At 70.4% G+C, this 14,550-nt stretch carries 16 protein-coding genes and 1 pseudogene; 9 read left to right on the forward strand and 8 right to left on the reverse strand.

From position 1 onward, the window contains the following. Nucleotide 1 precedes the first annotated feature (1 nt). Together ABXJ52_RS04240 and ABXJ52_RS04245 are read left to right on the forward strand one after the other, a co-directional pair. Nucleotides 2-592 carry a DUF4865 family protein gene (locus ABXJ52_RS04240; RefSeq protein WP_367039278.1) on the forward strand — a complete coding sequence of 197 codons (591 nt, stop codon included), beginning with the start codon at nucleotides 2-4 and terminating at the stop codon, nucleotides 590-592. Then, on the forward strand, nucleotides 589-1,536 hold the full coding sequence (locus tag ABXJ52_RS04245) for a phosphotriesterase (RefSeq protein ID WP_367039279.1): 948 nt from the start codon (nucleotides 589-591) through the stop codon (nucleotides 1,534-1,536). The genes ABXJ52_RS04240 and ABXJ52_RS04245 overlap by 4 nt, the downstream gene beginning before the upstream one ends. A gap of 111 nt (nucleotides 1,537-1,647) precedes the next feature. On the opposite strand, the gene ABXJ52_RS04250 is transcribed toward ABXJ52_RS04245, so the two are convergent. Then, entirely contained in the window at nucleotides 1,648-2,475 is an 828-nt protein-coding gene (locus tag ABXJ52_RS04250; RefSeq protein WP_367039281.1) for an alpha/beta hydrolase, read from the reverse strand. 158 nt (nucleotides 2,476-2,633) lie between these two features. On the opposite strand from ABXJ52_RS04250, the gene ABXJ52_RS04255 reads away from it, so the two are divergent. Then, on the forward strand, nucleotides 2,634-3,230 hold the full coding sequence (locus ABXJ52_RS04255; RefSeq protein WP_367039283.1) for a TetR/AcrR family transcriptional regulator: 597 nt from the start codon (nucleotides 2,634-2,636) through the stop codon (nucleotides 3,228-3,230). Nucleotides 3,231-3,376: 146 nt separating this feature from the next. Next, nucleotides 3,377-4,606 carry an MFS transporter gene (locus ABXJ52_RS04260; protein WP_367039284.1) on the forward strand — a complete coding sequence of 410 codons (1,230 nt, stop codon included), beginning with the start codon at nucleotides 3,377-3,379 and terminating at the stop codon, nucleotides 4,604-4,606. Here ABXJ52_RS04260 and ABXJ52_RS04265 read toward each other — a convergent pair. Then, complete coding sequence (locus ABXJ52_RS04265) at nucleotides 4,603-5,835, reverse strand: ROK family protein (protein WP_367039286.1); 1,233 nt, start codon at nucleotides 5,833-5,835, stop codon at nucleotides 4,603-4,605. The two genes, ABXJ52_RS04260 and ABXJ52_RS04265, sit on opposite strands and share 4 nt — an antisense overlap. Nucleotides 5,836-6,092: 257 nt before the next feature. Here ABXJ52_RS04265 and ABXJ52_RS04270 point away from each other — a divergent pair, with 257 nt between their 5' ends. Continuing rightward, nucleotides 6,093-7,283 (forward strand): MFS transporter, encoded by a 1,191-nt coding sequence (locus tag ABXJ52_RS04270; protein ID WP_367039287.1) that lies wholly within the window; start codon nucleotides 6,093-6,095, stop codon nucleotides 7,281-7,283. 255 nt (nucleotides 7,284-7,538) lie between these two features. Here the strand turns inward: ABXJ52_RS04270 and ABXJ52_RS04275 are convergent, their stop codons facing one another. Genes ABXJ52_RS04275 through ABXJ52_RS04285 form a run of 3 tightly spaced genes read right to left on the reverse strand, consistent with a single transcriptional unit; the run spans nucleotide 7,539 to nucleotide 9,470 of the window. Next, a complete protein-coding gene (locus tag ABXJ52_RS04275; RefSeq protein ID WP_367039288.1) occupies nucleotides 7,539-7,958 on the reverse strand; it encodes an arsenate reductase ArsC in 420 nt (139 codons plus the stop codon). Beyond that, a complete protein-coding gene (gene arsB / locus ABXJ52_RS04280; RefSeq protein ID WP_367039290.1) occupies nucleotides 7,951-9,069 on the reverse strand; it encodes an ACR3 family arsenite efflux transporter in 1,119 nt (372 codons plus the stop codon). Before arsB ends, ABXJ52_RS04275 begins: the two co-directional genes overlap by 8 nt. Then, nucleotides 9,066-9,470 carry a metalloregulator ArsR/SmtB family transcription factor gene (locus tag ABXJ52_RS04285; RefSeq protein ID WP_367039292.1) on the reverse strand — a complete coding sequence of 135 codons (405 nt, stop codon included), beginning with the start codon at nucleotides 9,468-9,470 and terminating at the stop codon, nucleotides 9,066-9,068. The genes arsB and ABXJ52_RS04285 overlap by 4 nt, the downstream gene beginning before the upstream one ends. A 106-nt stretch (nucleotides 9,471-9,576) precedes the next feature. On the opposite strand from ABXJ52_RS04285, the gene arsM reads away from it, so the two are divergent. Then, nucleotides 9,577-10,383 (forward strand): arsenite methyltransferase, encoded by an 807-nt coding sequence (gene arsM, locus ABXJ52_RS04290; protein WP_367039294.1) that lies wholly within the window; start codon nucleotides 9,577-9,579, stop codon nucleotides 10,381-10,383. A gap of 138 nt (nucleotides 10,384-10,521) precedes the next feature. Then, nucleotides 10,522-11,262, forward strand: a complete 741-nt coding sequence (locus ABXJ52_RS04295; RefSeq protein ID WP_367039295.1) for a maleylpyruvate isomerase family mycothiol-dependent enzyme — start codon at nucleotides 10,522-10,524, stop codon at nucleotides 11,260-11,262. A 13-nt stretch (nucleotides 11,263-11,275) separates the two neighbouring features. On the opposite strand, the gene ABXJ52_RS04300 is transcribed toward ABXJ52_RS04295, so the two are convergent. Continuing rightward, a complete protein-coding gene (locus ABXJ52_RS04300; RefSeq protein ID WP_367039296.1) occupies nucleotides 11,276-11,722 on the reverse strand; it encodes a MarR family transcriptional regulator in 447 nt (148 codons plus the stop codon). 226 nt (nucleotides 11,723-11,948) lie between these two features. Between ABXJ52_RS04300 and ABXJ52_RS04305 the strand changes: the two are divergent. Together ABXJ52_RS04305 and ABXJ52_RS04310 are read left to right on the forward strand one after the other, a co-directional pair. Continuing rightward, nucleotides 11,949-12,344, forward strand: a pseudogene (locus ABXJ52_RS04305) (MFS transporter); the annotation flags it as partial. 76 nt (nucleotides 12,345-12,420) lie between these two features. Then, entirely contained in the window at nucleotides 12,421-12,696 is a 276-nt protein-coding gene (locus tag ABXJ52_RS04310) for a DUF6332 family protein (protein ID WP_367039298.1), read from the forward strand. Here the strand turns inward: ABXJ52_RS04310 and ABXJ52_RS04315 are convergent. Further along, entirely contained in the window at nucleotides 12,657-13,322 is a 666-nt protein-coding gene (locus tag ABXJ52_RS04315) for a response regulator transcription factor (RefSeq protein ID WP_367039299.1), read from the reverse strand. The genes ABXJ52_RS04310 and ABXJ52_RS04315 overlap by 40 nt on opposite strands. Next, nucleotides 13,319-14,524 (reverse strand): sensor histidine kinase, encoded by a 1,206-nt coding sequence (locus ABXJ52_RS04320; RefSeq protein ID WP_367048799.1) that lies wholly within the window; start codon nucleotides 14,522-14,524, stop codon nucleotides 13,319-13,321. Before ABXJ52_RS04320 ends, ABXJ52_RS04315 begins: the two co-directional genes overlap by 4 nt. Nucleotides 14,525-14,550 lie beyond the last annotated feature (26 nt).

Below are 14,550 nucleotides of genomic sequence, written 5' to 3' on the forward strand. Positions count from 1 at the left end.
CATGCACGCGATGCAGTACGAGATCACACTTCCCGCCGACTATGACATGGCCGTCATCCGCGACAGGGTCGCCACCAAGGGCCATTTGCTGGACAACTACCCGGGCCTCGGCGCCAAGGCGTACCTGATCCGCGAACGCGGCGTCGACGGCTCCCCCGTCAACCAGTACGCACCGTTCTACCTCTGGAACACCCCCGAGGGCATGAACTCCTTCCTCTGGGGCCCCGGGTTCCAGGGCATCGTGGACGACTTCGGGCGACCGGAGGTTCAGCACTGGACGGGCTTGGCGTTCACGGAGGGGCCCGGCTCTGATGCCGTCCCGACAGCGAAGGCGGCGATACGGCGTCGTGTGCGTGTTCCCGCGGACGCCCGTGTCGGGGAGCTGGCCACCGAACTCGTGGAGGAGATAGAGATGTTCGGGCGCGAGGGCGGGTTGATCTTCGCAGCCGCGGCCATCGACCCGCGAACGTGGGAGGCAGTGCAATTCTCCGTCTGGGACCACGCGTCGCCCAAAGGCCAGGGGGATGTTTTCCAGGTGCTGCACCTGTCCGCGCCGGAGCGGCACGCACTTCCCAGGGGTCAGCAGTGGTGAGCCCGGTTCGGAGGGGTCACGCGGCGCACTCAGCCCTGACAGTCCGGACAGTACTCGGGGACGTCGACCCGGCAGACCTCGGCACCTGCGACGCCCACGACCATCTCTTCCTTACGAGCCCTCAACTCCCGGGCCAGGAGCTGGACTCGCCCGCTTCGGCGGCCCAGGAGCTCGCGGCCTTCCGAGAGGTGGAGGGCGAGAGCCTGATCCAGTGGACGCCGCACGGGATGGGGCGCCGCGCCGGCGACCTGCCCGGGCTGTCCCGGGCGTCGGGCGTAGGAATCGTCGCGGCGACGGGGCTCCACCAAGCGGCCCACTACGCAACGGAGTTGCTCGAACGCCTGCGCACCGACGGACTCGCGGACCTCTTCGTCCGGGAGATCACCGAGGGCATCGCAGACACCGGCGTGCGGGCCGGGTTGATCAAGGTCGCGGGCGGGTTCCACGGTCTGGACGCGCACGCCCGCTGGACGATGGAAGCGGCGGCCGAGGCCCACCACGCGACGGGGGCGCCCATCACCGTGCACCTGGAGCTCGGCACAGGCGCACTGGACGTAATCGACTTGCTGTGCGGCGAGTTGAACGTCCCGCCGGATCGCCTGGTCCTCGGGCACCTCAACCGCTCCCCCGACCTCGCGATCCATCACCAGGCGGCCGAAGCCGGCGCATACCTCGCCTTCGACGGCCCCTCCCGTGCCAACCACGCCACCGACTGGCGCATGCCGGATGCCGTACAGGCTCTGACCGAGGCAGGTTTCGCGGACCAGTTGCTCCTCGGCGGCGACACGACCACGGCCAAGGCCCGCGCGGTGAACGGCGGCCCCGGCCTGCCCTATCTGCTGCGCAGGGTGCGCCCACGGCTCGAACTCGCCGTGGGAGAGGAGGTCGTGGGGCGGATGCTGCGGGAGAACCCGGCACGGGCGTTCGCGGTGGAGTGGGCGTGAGGCGTGACAGTGTTCGCGGTGGAGTGCGCGTGAGGGCGTGACGTCGTTCTCGGCGGAGTGGGCGTAGAGGCGTCCGCGTGAGTGGGCGTAACGGCGTCTGCGGTGGAGTGCTCAGAGGCTCGCGGCGTGGAAGCCCGCCGCCAAGTGGGAAAGCAGCCGGGCCGGTGCGTCCTCCTGGATGGTGTGGCCCGCGCCTTCCACCCAGGTCAGGGTGGCGTGCGGGATCCGCGACCGCAGGTACTCGGCGAACTCCGCCGGCAGCAGGCGGTCTTCGCGGCCCCAGATGACGCGGGTCGGCACGGCAACCCCACCGAGGAGGGGCTCGAGCTCGTCCGTCTGGGACTGTTCGAACTGGCGGTACTGACGATAGAAGGCCGCCTGGCCTTGCGGGCCGCGCCACGGGTCGACGTACGAGCTCAGCACGCCCGGCCTGTAGCCGGTGTGCGTGGCGTGACGGAGGTGGCTTGCCACCAGCGCTTCGTGGGCGTAGTCGGGGAGTTGCTCGAAGACGCGCGCGTTCTCACGGATGAGCTTGAAGTAACCCGTCCCCCACTGACCGCCGCCGACCGCGTCCACCAGCGTGAGGTCCCCGTACTCCGAGCCCTCGAGAAGCAGCGCCCGCAAAGCCACCGCCCCGCCCACATCGTGCGCGACGACACTGGGGCGGGACAGCCCCCAGTGCGCGAGCAGGCGGGCGAAGATCCTTCCCTGCGCCGCCAGACCGACGTCCTGCCCCTCCCGCTGCTCCGACTGCCCGAAGCCGAGCAGGTCCCAGACATAGACCTGGCGCGTACGGGCCAGCGCGGGTGCGATCTCGCGCCAGATGTACGACGAGAACGGCGAACCATGCAGGAGGACCACCGGGTCGCCCTGCCCGAACGATGCCCATTTCACGTAACCGTCCGGCGTCTCGAACTTCTCCGCCAAGTGCCATGCCACTGTGACCTCCCGCTGTTGGGAATCCGCTCCGGCTTCTCGCCCTGCTGATCGAAGTTACCAGTAGAGCGCCTTAAGGGGTAACCCTCGTCGAGCAACCCTCGCTCGGCGTACGGGTATCGGTATTGCACTGAACGTTCCAAAACCGGTACGGTTCCCCCATGGCCCGACCGAGAACCTTCGACGAGGAGCGGGCCCTGGACGCGGCGATGCACGCCTTCTGGGCGAAGGGCTACGAGGCCACCTCGACCCAGGATCTGTGCGAAGCCACCGGCCTGGGCCGCAGCAGCATCTACAACACCTTCAGCAGCAAGCACGAACTGTTCCAGCGGACCCTGGCCCGCTACATGAACTCCATGACGGCGATCCAGGTCGAGATCCTGGAAGACACGGCGCGCCTCCCGACGGAGCGCATCCGCGCCTTGTTCACGCGCGTCATCGACTCCGAGTTCGAGTGCCGCGAGGACGGGCACAGCATCGGTTGCCTGACCGTCAATACGACGGTGGAGCTGGCCGGGCGTGACCCCGAGGCCGCCGAGATGCTCGCACGCGACCTCGCGGTGCGGCTGGCCGCCCTCAGCGGCGTCATCCGTACAGGGCAGAGCGGCGGCGACATCACCTCCCGGCAGGACCCCGACGATCTGGCCCGCTTCCTGAACGCCATCATCGGCGGCATGCGGATCGCCGCGCAGGGCGGTGCCGATCGCGCGGCCCTGACGGCCATCGCCGAAACCGCCTTGGACGCACTGACGCGCTGACGCGCTGACGCACTGACGCACTGCCTCGTCGAGTCACCGACCGTTCCGGTCTCACCCGTCATCGCCCGCCCCATCTCTCGCATGACCGAGTTTTGCACTGATCAGTACATAACCCACCCGTACACAACCCATCGACTGGAGCCCCCATGCCCCGCGCCGTCTATCTGCTGGCCCTCGGCATCTTCGCCATGGTGACCAGTGAGTTCGTGGTCGCCGGTCTGATGCCGCAGATGGCCGACGGACTCGACGCCACGATTCCGGAGATCGGTTACCTGATCACCGCGTTCGCCGCAGCGATGGCCTTCGGCGGGCCCATCCTCACGATCGCGTTGTTGAAGATGCGTCAGAAGTCTGCCCTGCTGGTCCTGTTCGGGATATTCCTTGCGGGCAACGTACTCGCCGCCCTGGCCCCGGATTACCGCACCATGCTGGTGGCCCGCATCATCACCGGCGTCGCGTCGCAGGCCTTCTTCGGCGTATCCATCTCCATGTGCGCGCAGCTCACCAGCCCCGAAGTCCGGGGCAGGGCCATCGCGGTGGCCCTCAACGGGCTGATGCTGGGCACTCTCCTCGGCCTTCCGCTCTCCACCGTCATCGGTGAACACCTGGGCTGGCGCGCCGCGTTCTGGGCCATCACCGGCCTGACCGTGGTCGCCGCGCTCGCCACCCTCGCCGGGGTGCCCCGCACGGAACGCGCCGACGACGGCGGGGGTGATCTGCGCCAGGAGCTGGGCGCCTTCCGGAACCCCAGGCTCTGGCTCACTCTCACCACCAGCACCTTCGTCATCGGCGCCACGTTCTCCGCCTTCAGCTACCTCAACCCGATACTCACCGAGGTCACCGGTTTCTCCACGGGCACCGTCCCGCTGCTGCTCATCGCGTACGGGGCGGCCACCGTCATCGGCAACACCCTCGTCGGCCGGCTCGCCGACAAGCGCACCGTGCCCGTCCTGCTCACGGGGCTGCTGCTCAACCTGGCGTTCCTCGCCGGGTTCGCCCTCTTCGCCCAACTGAGCGTGGCCGCCGTGGTGTTGATGATGGGCATCGGCCTGGTCGGGGTCACCATGAACCCGGCCCTGGTCACCCGCGTCCAGCGCACGGGCAACGCACGGCCCCTGGTGAACACCGTCCACTCCTCGTTCATCACCCTCGGCATCATCATCGCGACGTCCGTGGGCGGCCCCGCCATCGATACGTTCGGCCTGCGGGCGCCGCTCTGGATCGGCGCCGCCCTCGCCGCACTCGGCCTGGTCACACTGCTGCCCGACCTGAAGCGGTTGCGCGCTACCCGAACCACGCCGGCAGTGACGGGAGTTGATCCCGAGGCCTCCTCCGCGAAGGAGACCCCCTCGTCGAAGGAGGCCGCCCGCGTCTAACCCAACGCCCCGAGGGGGTCGTCGAGGACTGGCTGCCAGGCCAACTCGGCGGCTCCCACCAGGCTGTTGTGGTCCAGAGTGCAGGCCAGGATCGGTACGCCGCCGCTGCGTCCCCACAGGCTCCGGTCCGCGACGACGGCACGCAGCCGCTCGGGGTCGGCCTCGAGGAGCGCGCGGTGCAGGCCGCCCAGGATGATGCGGTCCGGGTTGAGGATGTTCACCAGGCCGGCGAGCCCCAGGCCGAGGCGGTCGATGAGTTCCTCGGCCGCCGCACGGACCGCCGGGTCGGCGCCCCCGTCCCGGAGCAGTTCGCGGGCCTGCAGCAACAGCCCTTCGGGGCCCGGCTCGCGGCCCGCCGCGGTGAGGAAGGCCAGCGGGTCCGTCTCGACGTCCAGGCAGCCTCGGCTGCCGCAGTGGCAGGGCCGGCCCTCGGGATTGACGGTGAGGTGACCGACCTCCAGCGCGAGGCCCGAACTGCCCGTGTGCAGACGCCCGTCGAGGACGAGCGCGCCGCCGACCCCCCGGTGCCCGGTCGCCACGCACAGCAGATCGCGGGCGCCGCGCCCGGCGCCGTGCCGGTGCTCGGCGAGCGCGGCGAGGTTGACATCATTGGCGGCGAACGCGGGTCCGGCGATGCCCGCGTCCCGTACGCAGTCGGCGAAGATCTGGCGGACCTGTGAGCCCGCGGGCCACGCCAGGTGCAGCGGGTTGAGCGCGGTGCCCTCCGGTTCCGCGACGGCCGACGGCACCGCGAGGCCCGCGCCGACGCACCGTCTGCCGGTCTTCCGCAGCAGTTGCGCTCCCGCGTCGATGACCGAGCCGAGGACCTGCGCCGGGTCGGCGTCGATCGTCTCGCAGCCGGGCGCGGTGGCGACGATCCGGCCGCCGAGTCCGACGAGTGCGGCCCGGAAACCATCGGAGTGCACCTGTGCGGCCAGCGCCACCGGGCCGTCGTCCGCGATGGAGAGGCCGTGCGAGGGGCGCCCCTGGGAACCCGCGGGCGCGCTCGGCCTCGCGTCGATCCTGATCAGGCCGAGCGCCTCCAGCTCGGCGGCGACGGCGCCCGCCGTGGCCCGGGTGACGCCGAGTTCGGCGGTGAGCACGGCACGGGTCGGGGCGCGCCCGGTGTGGACGAGCTCAAGAGCGGGACCGAGCGCGCCGCGCCCTCGCTCCAGGCGCGTACGCGTGGACAGATCCCCCTCGGTGCGGGGGGCAGCCTTGCCGTTCATGAGGGCGAGTCTCCCATGATCCGTACGCCGCCTCGCCGTTCAGTCGTCATCTGCGCGTGCACCTCCGGCCCACCGCCCTTCGCCCACCGCCGCCGCCTCACGAGAACTCCCACTCACGCCTGCCCGCCGCCACACCACACACCTCATCGAGTCATCCGAGCACCTCCGTCCGCCGGTGACCGCCCGTGACCGCCGGTGACCGCCGCCTCACGAGAACTGCCTTGTACGCCACGGGGGCGCACCTCTACCCTGACTTTGTGCCGCTACTAAACAAAACCACGTCCGCAGCGTCGCGGGCCACTCCCCCGGGCCTTGCCCGGCTCCGTGTCGCACTCACCGTCTTCTTCGCGCTCGACGGCTTCATCTTCGCCGGATGGGTCGTCCGCATCCCCGCCATCAAGGAACAGACCGGCGCGTCGGCGAGCGACCTCGGGCTCGCTCTGCTCGGGGTCTCCGCGGGCGCCGTCATCACGATGACCCTCACCGGGCGGCTGTGCCGTCGCTTCGGCAGCCATCCGGTGACCGTGGCCTGCGGGGTCCTGATGCCGCTGAGCATCGCGCTGCCGCCGCTGACGCACTCGGCACTGTCGCTGGGGCTCGTGCTTCTGGTGTTCGGCGCCGCTTACGGCGGCATCAACGTGGCGATGAACAGCGCGGCCGTCGACCTCGTGGCCGCCCTGCGGCGCCCGATCATGCCCAGCTTCCACGCCGCGTTCAGCCTGGGCGGCATGGTGGGTGCCGGGCTCGGCGGGCTCATCGCGGGTTCCCTCTCCCCCACCCGCCACCTGCTCGGCCTCACCGTGATCGGCCTGATCGTCACCGCCCTGGCGGGACGCACCATGCTGCGTCTCGAAGCTCCGGCAGCGCCGAGCGAGACCCGCAGCGAGGACAGCACCCCGCGCCGCCTGGACAGCCGTACCCGCGGCCTGGTGATCGTCTTCGGCCTCATCGCACTCTGCACGGCCTTCGGCGAAGGAGCGCTCGCCGACTGGGGCGCCCTCCACCTCGAACAGGACCTGGCCGCCCACCCCGGCATCGCCGCCGCCGGCTACTCCTGCTTCGCCCTCGCCATGACCATCGGCAGGCTCAGCGGAACCACCCTCCTCGAACGCCTCGGCCAGACCCCCATCCTGGTCGCGGGCGGCGCCACAGCGGCCGCGGGGATGCTCCTTGGCGCACTCGCACCCACCGTCTGGCTGGCCCTCATCGGCTTCGCCATCACCGGCCTCGGCCTCGCCAACATCTTCCCCGTAGCCGTCGAACGCGCGGGCGCCCACGCGGGCCCCAGTGGCGTCGCCACCGCCTCCACCCTCGGCTATGGCGGCATGCTCCTCGGCCCACCCGCCATCGGCTTCATGGCCGACTGGTTCACCCTGCCGATAGCCCTGACCAGCGTCGCCGTACTCGCAGCACTCGCCGCCCTCATCGGCTACACGACCCGCCACTGACGGGACCGCAAGCAAAGCCGTACTCTCGCAGCGAACCAAGCCACGGCCCCTTCGTGACCCGGGGCTCGGGTCTCGGGTCTCGGGTCTCGGTGATCGGTGATCGGGGCTCGGGTCTCGGGTCTCGGGGCCGACAATCGCTCAGGACCCCTGCGGTTCTCGGCCGCAGGGGTCCTTCACACGCTGCGCGTCATCGACAAGCAAGCCCCTCTGTAGCGGATTCACGCTACGGCGCCCGCCGCGGCTGTAGCGGTGACATCAGTCCTGGGGCAGCAACTCGGCCAGCAGCCCACGAACCCGGCTCTCGATCTCGTCGCGGATCGGGCGGACGGCCGCGACGCCCTGCCCGGCCGGGTCCGTCAGTTCCCAGTCCAGATACCGCTTGCCGGGGAAGACGGGGCAAGCGTCTCCACAGCCCATGGTGATCACCACCTCCGAGGCCTGCACCGCTTCCACGGTGAGGACCTTCGGGGTCTCGGCGGACAGGTCGATGCCCGCCTCCTTCATCACTTCGACGACCGCGGGATTCACCGCGTCGGCCGGGGCCGACCCGGCCGAGCGGACCTCGACCCGCCCTTGGGAGAGGTGGGTGAGGAAGGCGGCGGCCATCTGGGAGCGGCCCGCGTTATGGACGCACACGAACAGCACCGACGGCTTCACGGGCAGGGCTTCAGGCATGGGAGGGCTCTTCCTCGGTGACGGCCACAGGGGCCGGCTGGGACTCGTTGCTGGGAAAGTAGCGGCGCGCTGCCAGGGCGACGTAGACCAGGCCGATCAGGACGGGCACCTCGATGAGCGGGCCGACGACCCCGGCCAGGGCCTGCCCTGACGAGGCGCCGAACGTGGCGATGGCGACCGCGATGGCGAGCTCGAAGTTGTTGCCCGCGGCGGTGAACGCCAGCGTGGTGGCCTTGGGATATCCCAGCCCGACCGCCTTGCCGACGGCCAGTGATCCGGCCCACATGACGGCGAAGTAGACCAACAGCGGCAGTGCGATCCGCAGCACGTCCACCGGCTGCGAGGTGACCGCCTCGCCCTGCAGAGCGAACAGCACGACGATCGTGAACAGCAGCCCATAGAGGGCGAACGGCCCGATGCGGGGGATCAGTTCCGCCTCGTACCAAGTGCGGCCTCTGGCCTTCTCGCCCAGCTTTCGGGTCAGGAACCCGGCCAGCAGGGGGATGCCGAGGAAGATCAGCACGCTGCGGGCGATCTCCCAGACGGACACGTTCAGCCCGGTCGTCCCCAGGCCCAGCCAGCCGGGCAGGACGGACAGATAGAACCAGCCGAGCAGGCTGAACGCGAGGACCTGGAACACGGAGTTGAGGGCGACCAGGACGGCCGCGGCCTCGCGGTCGCCGCAAGCGAGGTCGTTCCAGATGATGACCATCGCGATGCACCGGGCGAGGCCCACGATGATCAGGCCCGTCCGGTATTCGGGGAGGTCCGGCAGGAAGAGCCAGGCCAGGGCGAACATCAGAGCCGGGCCCAGAACCCAGTTCAGGATCAGAGAGGGGATCAGCAGACGGCGGTCGCGGGTGACGGAGTCGAGTCGGTCATAGCGGACCTTCGCCAGCACCGGATACATCATCACCAGCAGGCCCAGCGCGATCGGCAGCGAGACCCCGGTGACCGTCACCTTCGCCAGAGCGTCCCCGAGCCCGGGAACAAGACGGCCAAGGCCCAGGCCGGTGCCCATCGCGATCAGAATCCACACGGCGAGGAACCGGTCCAGGAACGAAAGCCGGGCCGCGACCGGCCCCGCCGGTGCCGCTGTCGTCTCGCTCACGAAGCATCCCCAACCGGAGTCTCCAGGGGCCCGAGGGGCTGAATCCGAGGGTTGGCGAGGACAGCCGAGAGGTGGTCGGTCATCGCGGGCAGCAGCCGGTAATACACCCATGTCCCCCGGCGCTCGGAGTCGATCAGCCCGGCCTGCTTCAGCAGCTTCAGGTGATGGGAGATCGTCGGCTGCGACAAGTCGAAGGCGGGGGTGAGGTCACAGACGCAGATCTCCCCGCCCTCCCGCGAGGCGATGATCGACAACAACCGCAGCCGCACCGGATCCCCCAGTGCCTTGAACACCCTCGCCAGCTCGACGGCCTTCTCCTCGCCCATGGGCGCACTCAGCAGGGTCGGACAGCAACCCTCGGCACCGTCCTGGCCGAGCACGACCAACTCTTGTTTCGACATACCTCTATGTTGACGTTTTTCGAATCAGAGCGCAAGGTTGCATTGAGAATCGTCAATGCAGCCCGCTCCGGGGGCTGCATCAGCCCGCCAGCGAGGAGTGAAGGTCATGACCGAGCAGCCCACCGACCTGCGCGAAACCGTCCGCCGGCGCTATGCCGCCGCCGCTGTCCAGGTCACCGAAGGCGGAAGCGCCTGTTGCGGCCCGGACGCGATCGAGGTCGACGAGAACTTCGGCGGAGCTCTCTACGGGACCGGCGAGCGCGACGAGCTGCCCGCTGAGGCCGTCGCCGCCTCCCTCGGCTGCGGCAACCCAACCGCCGTCGCCGACCTCAACAGGGGCGAACGCGTCCTGGACCTCGGCTCCGGCGGCGGCATCGACGTCCTCCTCTCCGCCCGCCGGGTCGGCTCCACCGGCAAGGCCTATGGGCTCGACATGACCGAGGAGATGCTCGCCCTCGCCCTCGCGAACCAGAAGAAGGCAGGCGCCACCAACGTCGAGTTCCTCAAGGGCACGATCGAAGCCATCCCGCTGCCCGCGGACACGATCGACGTCGTCATCTCCAACTGCGTGGTGAACCTCTCCACCGACAAGCCCGCCGTCTTCGCCGAGACCTTCCGCGTCCTGGTCCCGGGCGGCCGGATCGGCATCTCCGACGTCGTTTCCGACGACGCCCTCACTCCGGAACAGCGGGCAGAACGCGGCGACTACGTCGGCTGCATCGCGGGGGCTCTCTCCTTCGCCGAATACCGCCACGGCCTGGAAGCGGCCGGGTTCACCGATATCGAGATCGCCCCCACCCACAGCGTTGCCGACGGCATGCACTCCGCCATCGTCCGAGCAACCAAGCCCGCCACCGACACCACTCCGACTACGCAACCCCAGGCCGCCACTGAAGCCGGCAGCTGCTGCTAGAAGCTCAGTTGGGCCAACCCACGGCCCGGTCCAGGCGGGCAAGGTGGGCGAGGTGGGCGGCGGCCAGTTCGCGTCAGAGGCCAGACGACGGGACACCCACGCCCCCTCCCCCGCACTCCATCCGGCACAATCCCGCACATGGAGATCTCCGAGCACCTTGAAGTTCTGGACGCCGAAGGCAAGTTGCTGGCCCGCGCCGCCGAAGCGGCCGGGCCGGAGGCCAAGGTGGCCACCTGTCCGGACTGGGCGGTGCGGGACCTGCTGAAGCACACGGGAGCGGTGCACCGCTGGGCCGCGTCGTACGTCGCCGAGGGCCACGAGGACCCGCTGCCCCTGGGCGATACTCCCGATCTGGACGGTGCCGAGCTGGTCGACTGGTACCGGCAGGCGCACGGCGGTCTGGTCGCCACGCTGCGTGCCGCCGCGCCCGACGTGCGGTGCTGGGCGTTTCTGCCCGCCCCCTCCCCGCTCGAATTCTGGGCACGGCGGCAGGCGCACGAGACGACGATCCACCGCGTGGACGCCGAGTCCGCACGCGGGGGCGCACCGTCGCCGATCGGTACGGAGTTCGCCGCGGACGGGATCGACGAGCTGCTCCGCGGCTTTCACGCGCGCTCGCGCAGCAGGGTGCGTACGCAGGAGCCGCGGATCTTGCGCGTCCGGGCCACCGACGCGGGCGCGGACGCCCTGTGGACCGTGCACCTGTCGCAGGAACCGCCCGTCACGGTGCGGGGCGAGGGCGACGGCGGCCCGGCCGAGTGCGAGCTGTCGGGACCCGCTGAGCACCTCTACCTCGCGCTGTGGAACCGCGGAGCGATCCCGCACGTCACCGGTGACACCACGCTGAGCGCCTTGTGGAGCGAGACCTCGGGGGTGTGAGCGAGAGCCCCGGCTACTTGGAGGTGGGTTCCGCCAGCATCCGCTCGAGGACCGCGCGCTGCAGCGGCCGCACCTGCCCGTGTAGTGCGCGCCCCTTGTCGGTGAGCACGACCCGCACCCCACGCCGGTCCTCGCTGCACATGGCGCGCTCCACGAGGCCGTCCTTCTCCAGGCGGCCGATGAGCCGGGACAGAGCGCTCTGGCTCAGATGCACCCGGCCCGCGATGTCCTGCACGCGGTAGGCGCAGTCGCCGTCCGCCGCGGCCCCCTCGGACAGCACGTCGAGTACCTCGAAGTCGCTCGCCCCGAGGCCGAACTCACGCAGCGCGCAGTCGAGTTCGCACAGGGTGCGCGCATGCACCGCGAGGATGTCGCGCCATTGATCCACGAGCTCTTGCTCTGCCGCCCCGAGCCCCTGCCCGGCCTCCGCGAGCCCTTGCTCGGCCTTCTTCACCGCCATGACATCGCACGGTAGCAGAGAAAGCGCCCTTTATTGCACCGGCATTAAATGCACTTGCACTCAATGCACGTGCATGTACTGTGCTCCGCATGACTTCTCCGCTCACAGCTGCCTCCGCGTCCCCGGAGCGCTGGTCCCCACGTCTGTAGGGCACTCTTCTCGTGCTCTGCGCCGCGATGTTCCTCGACGCGCTCGACGTATCGATGGTCGGCGTCGCCCTGCCGTCGCGTCCATGGTGCTGCCGTCCATGATCCTGCTCGGCTTCGCGTGCGCCCTTGTCTTCCCCTCGCTCAACATCCAGGCCACCAACGGCGTGGACGACGACGAGCAGGGCATGGTGTCGGGCCTTTTGAACACCTCGATCCAGGTGGGCGGCGCGATCTTCCTCGCCGTCGTCACGGCCGTGATCACCGCGGCCTCCCACGGCGCCGACGCCTCGCCGCAGGCCGTGCTCGACAGCTACCGGCCCGGCCTGGTCGTGGTCACGGCGATCGCGGTCGCGGGGCTGCTGATCACCCTCACCGGAGTGCGGACCAGGACCAGGCGTACGCGGCAGACGGTCGTCGTCACGAAGTCGGCCCCCGCAGCCGTGGAGAAGGAGCCGGTGGCCGTCAACGACTGACCGCGCCTGTAGTCAACGGGCTGCTCCCGGCGTGCAGTTACTTGCCCGCCGGGAGCTCGCACCGCACACTCGGAGGATGGGGCGAAGGACGCAGGCCGAGCGCGATGCCAACACCGTCGAGATCGGCTTCGCGCTCTTCGCCGCGACCTCCTTCGCGGGCTTCACGAGCCTGGCCGTGGCATCACCGGCGTTCTTCTTCGGCGTGACCTCACCCAGCGAGGGCGCCCTGGTCCGGGCCGGCCTGATCGCGGGGGCCGTGGTCTTCGTCGCGGTCCTGGTGACGATCCTCGTACGCCACCGGCGCGAGACGCGTCAGCCGAGCCAGCCGGGTCGGACCAGACCCGACTCGTAGGCCAGGACGACCAGTTGGGCGCGGTCACGGGCGCCGAGTTTCACCATGGTCCTGCTGACGTGCGTCTTCGCGGTGAGCGGGCTGACGACCAGACGGCGGGCGATCTCCTCGTTCGACAGACCGATGCCGACCAGCGCCATCACCTCCCGCTCCCGCTCGGTGAGTTCACCGAGCGGCTCGGCGCCCGCGGGCTCTTTGGAGCGGGCCGCGAACTCGGCGATGAGGCGGCGCGTCACACCGGGCGAGAGCAACGCGTCGCCGTCGACCACCGCGCGGACGGCACGCAGCAGTTCCTCGGGCTCGGTGTCCTTGACGAGGAAGCCCGAGGCTCCGGAGCGGATCGCCTCGAAGACGTACTCGTCCAGCTCGAACGTGGTCAGCATGACCACCTTGACCTCGTGCAGGTCCGGCTCGGCGGTGATCCTCCGGGTCGCGGCGAGCCCGTCGAGCAGCGGCATGCGGATGTCCATCAGGACGACATCGGGGCGCAGTTCACGCACCATGCGCACCGCTTCCTCGCCGTCCGCGGCCTCCCCGGCCACCTCGATGTCACGCTGGGCGTCGAGCAGCGCCTTGAAACCGGCCCTGACCAGCGACTGGTCGTCGGCGAGCAGTACGCGGATCACTGGTCCTCCTGAGGTGCCGTGCGGGTGGGCAGTACGGCGGTGACACGGAAGCCCCCGTCCGGGCGCGCGCCCGCCTCGATCGTGCCATTCAGGGCGGCAGCGCGCTCCCGCATCCCCGCGAGTCCGTTGCCGCTGCCGCCCGCGTCCGCGCCGGTGGCGGGACCGTCGTCGTCCACCCTGAGGGTGAGCGCCGCGGCCTCGTACCGCACGAGCACGCGCGCGTGCCGCGATCCCGAGTGGCGTACGACGTTCGTGAGGGCCTCCTGGATGATGCGGAAGGCGGCGAGGTCGACGCCGGGTGCCGGCTTCCTCGCGGTCCCTTCCGTGTCGACGTCGACCGTGAGCCCCGTAGCGGCGGCCTGTTCCACGAGCTCGGGCAGCCGGTCGAGCCCGGGAGCCGGGGCGCGCGGCGCGTCACCGGGGGTGCGAAGGGTGTCCAGGACCTGCCGGACCTCCCCCAGCGCCTCCTTGCTCGCGGTCTTGATGGTGGTCAGGGCGGTGCGCGCCTGCTCGGGGTCGGAGTCGAGCAACGCCAGGCCGACGCCCGCCTGGACGTTGATCACGGAGATGCTGTGCGCGAGGACGTCGTGCAGCTCGCGGGCCATGCGCAGCCGCTCCTCGTCGGCCCGCCGCTCGGCGGCCCGCGCGCGCTCGGCACGCTCCTTCATCCACTGCTCACGCCGTACGCGGGCCAGTTCGGACACGGCGATGATGGCGACGACCCAGACGGCGACGACGGTTTCCTCGCCCCAGGTCCTCGCGTTGTCACCGTCCGGCGGCAGCCACCGGTAGAGCCAGTGCGCGACCAGCAGATGCCCCGCCCACAGCATCCCGACGGCGCCCCACGCGGCTCGCCGGTGCCCCGAGACGACCGCGGCGAAGCAGCCGACGGCGACGGTGATCAGGACCGGGCCGTACGCGTACCCGGCGCCGAGGTAGACGAGCGCCGTCCCCGCCGTGAAGTACGCGACCGGGACCGGGTGGCGGTGGCGCAGCAGGAGCGAAGCCGTGCCCGCGAGCAGGAGCAGCCGGGCGTAGACGTCGAGCGACTGCCGGTCGAGCTGGCCCTCCGCGGCGTACTTCGAGCCGATCTGCACGAACACGGTGATCGCCAGTGTCGTCAGCCACGGGAGCCTGCCGAGACCCCCGGTCTCCCCTGTCTCGCCGCGCCGGTTCCACCAGGGCGGCCCCTGCCGCCACATCGCCGGTCCGCCCCAGGGCAGGGACG

The organism is Streptomyces sp. Je 1-332, from assembly GCF_040730185.1.
Lineage (GTDB): Bacteria > Actinomycetota > Actinomycetes > Streptomycetales > Streptomycetaceae > Streptomyces.

Excerpts from the sequence above, each read along its gene's own strand:
- ABXJ52_RS04240 (WP_367039278.1), top strand. The coding sequence starts at position 2 with ATGCACGCGATGCAGTACGAGATCACACTTCCCGCCGACTATGACATG.
- ABXJ52_RS04255 (WP_367039283.1), top strand. The coding sequence starts at position 2,634 with ATGGCCCGACCGAGAACCTTCGACGAGGAGCGGGCCCTGGACGCGGCG.
- ABXJ52_RS04260 (WP_367039284.1), top strand. The coding sequence starts at position 3,377 with ATGCCCCGCGCCGTCTATCTGCTGGCCCTCGGCATCTTCGCCATGGTG.
- ABXJ52_RS04265 (WP_367039286.1), bottom strand. The coding sequence starts at position 5,835 with ATGAACGGCAAGGCTGCCCCCCGCACCGAGGGGGATCTGTCCACGCGT.
- ABXJ52_RS04275 (WP_367039288.1), bottom strand. The coding sequence starts at position 7,958 with ATGCCTGAAGCCCTGCCCGTGAAGCCGTCGGTGCTGTTCGTGTGCGTC.
- ABXJ52_RS04285 (WP_367039292.1), bottom strand. The coding sequence starts at position 9,470 with ATGTCGAAACAAGAGTTGGTCGTGCTCGGCCAGGACGGTGCCGAGGGT.
- arsM (WP_367039294.1), top strand. The coding sequence starts at position 9,577 with ATGACCGAGCAGCCCACCGACCTGCGCGAAACCGTCCGCCGGCGCTAT.
- ABXJ52_RS04295 (WP_367039295.1), top strand. The coding sequence starts at position 10,522 with ATGGAGATCTCCGAGCACCTTGAAGTTCTGGACGCCGAAGGCAAGTTG.
- ABXJ52_RS04300 (WP_367039296.1), bottom strand. The coding sequence starts at position 11,722 with ATGGCGGTGAAGAAGGCCGAGCAAGGGCTCGCGGAGGCCGGGCAGGGG.
- ABXJ52_RS04310 (WP_367039298.1), top strand. The coding sequence starts at position 12,421 with ATGGGGCGAAGGACGCAGGCCGAGCGCGATGCCAACACCGTCGAGATC.
- ABXJ52_RS04320 (WP_367048799.1), bottom strand. The coding sequence starts at position 14,524 with ATGTGGCGGCAGGGGCCGCCCTGGTGGAACCGGCGCGGCGAGACAGGG.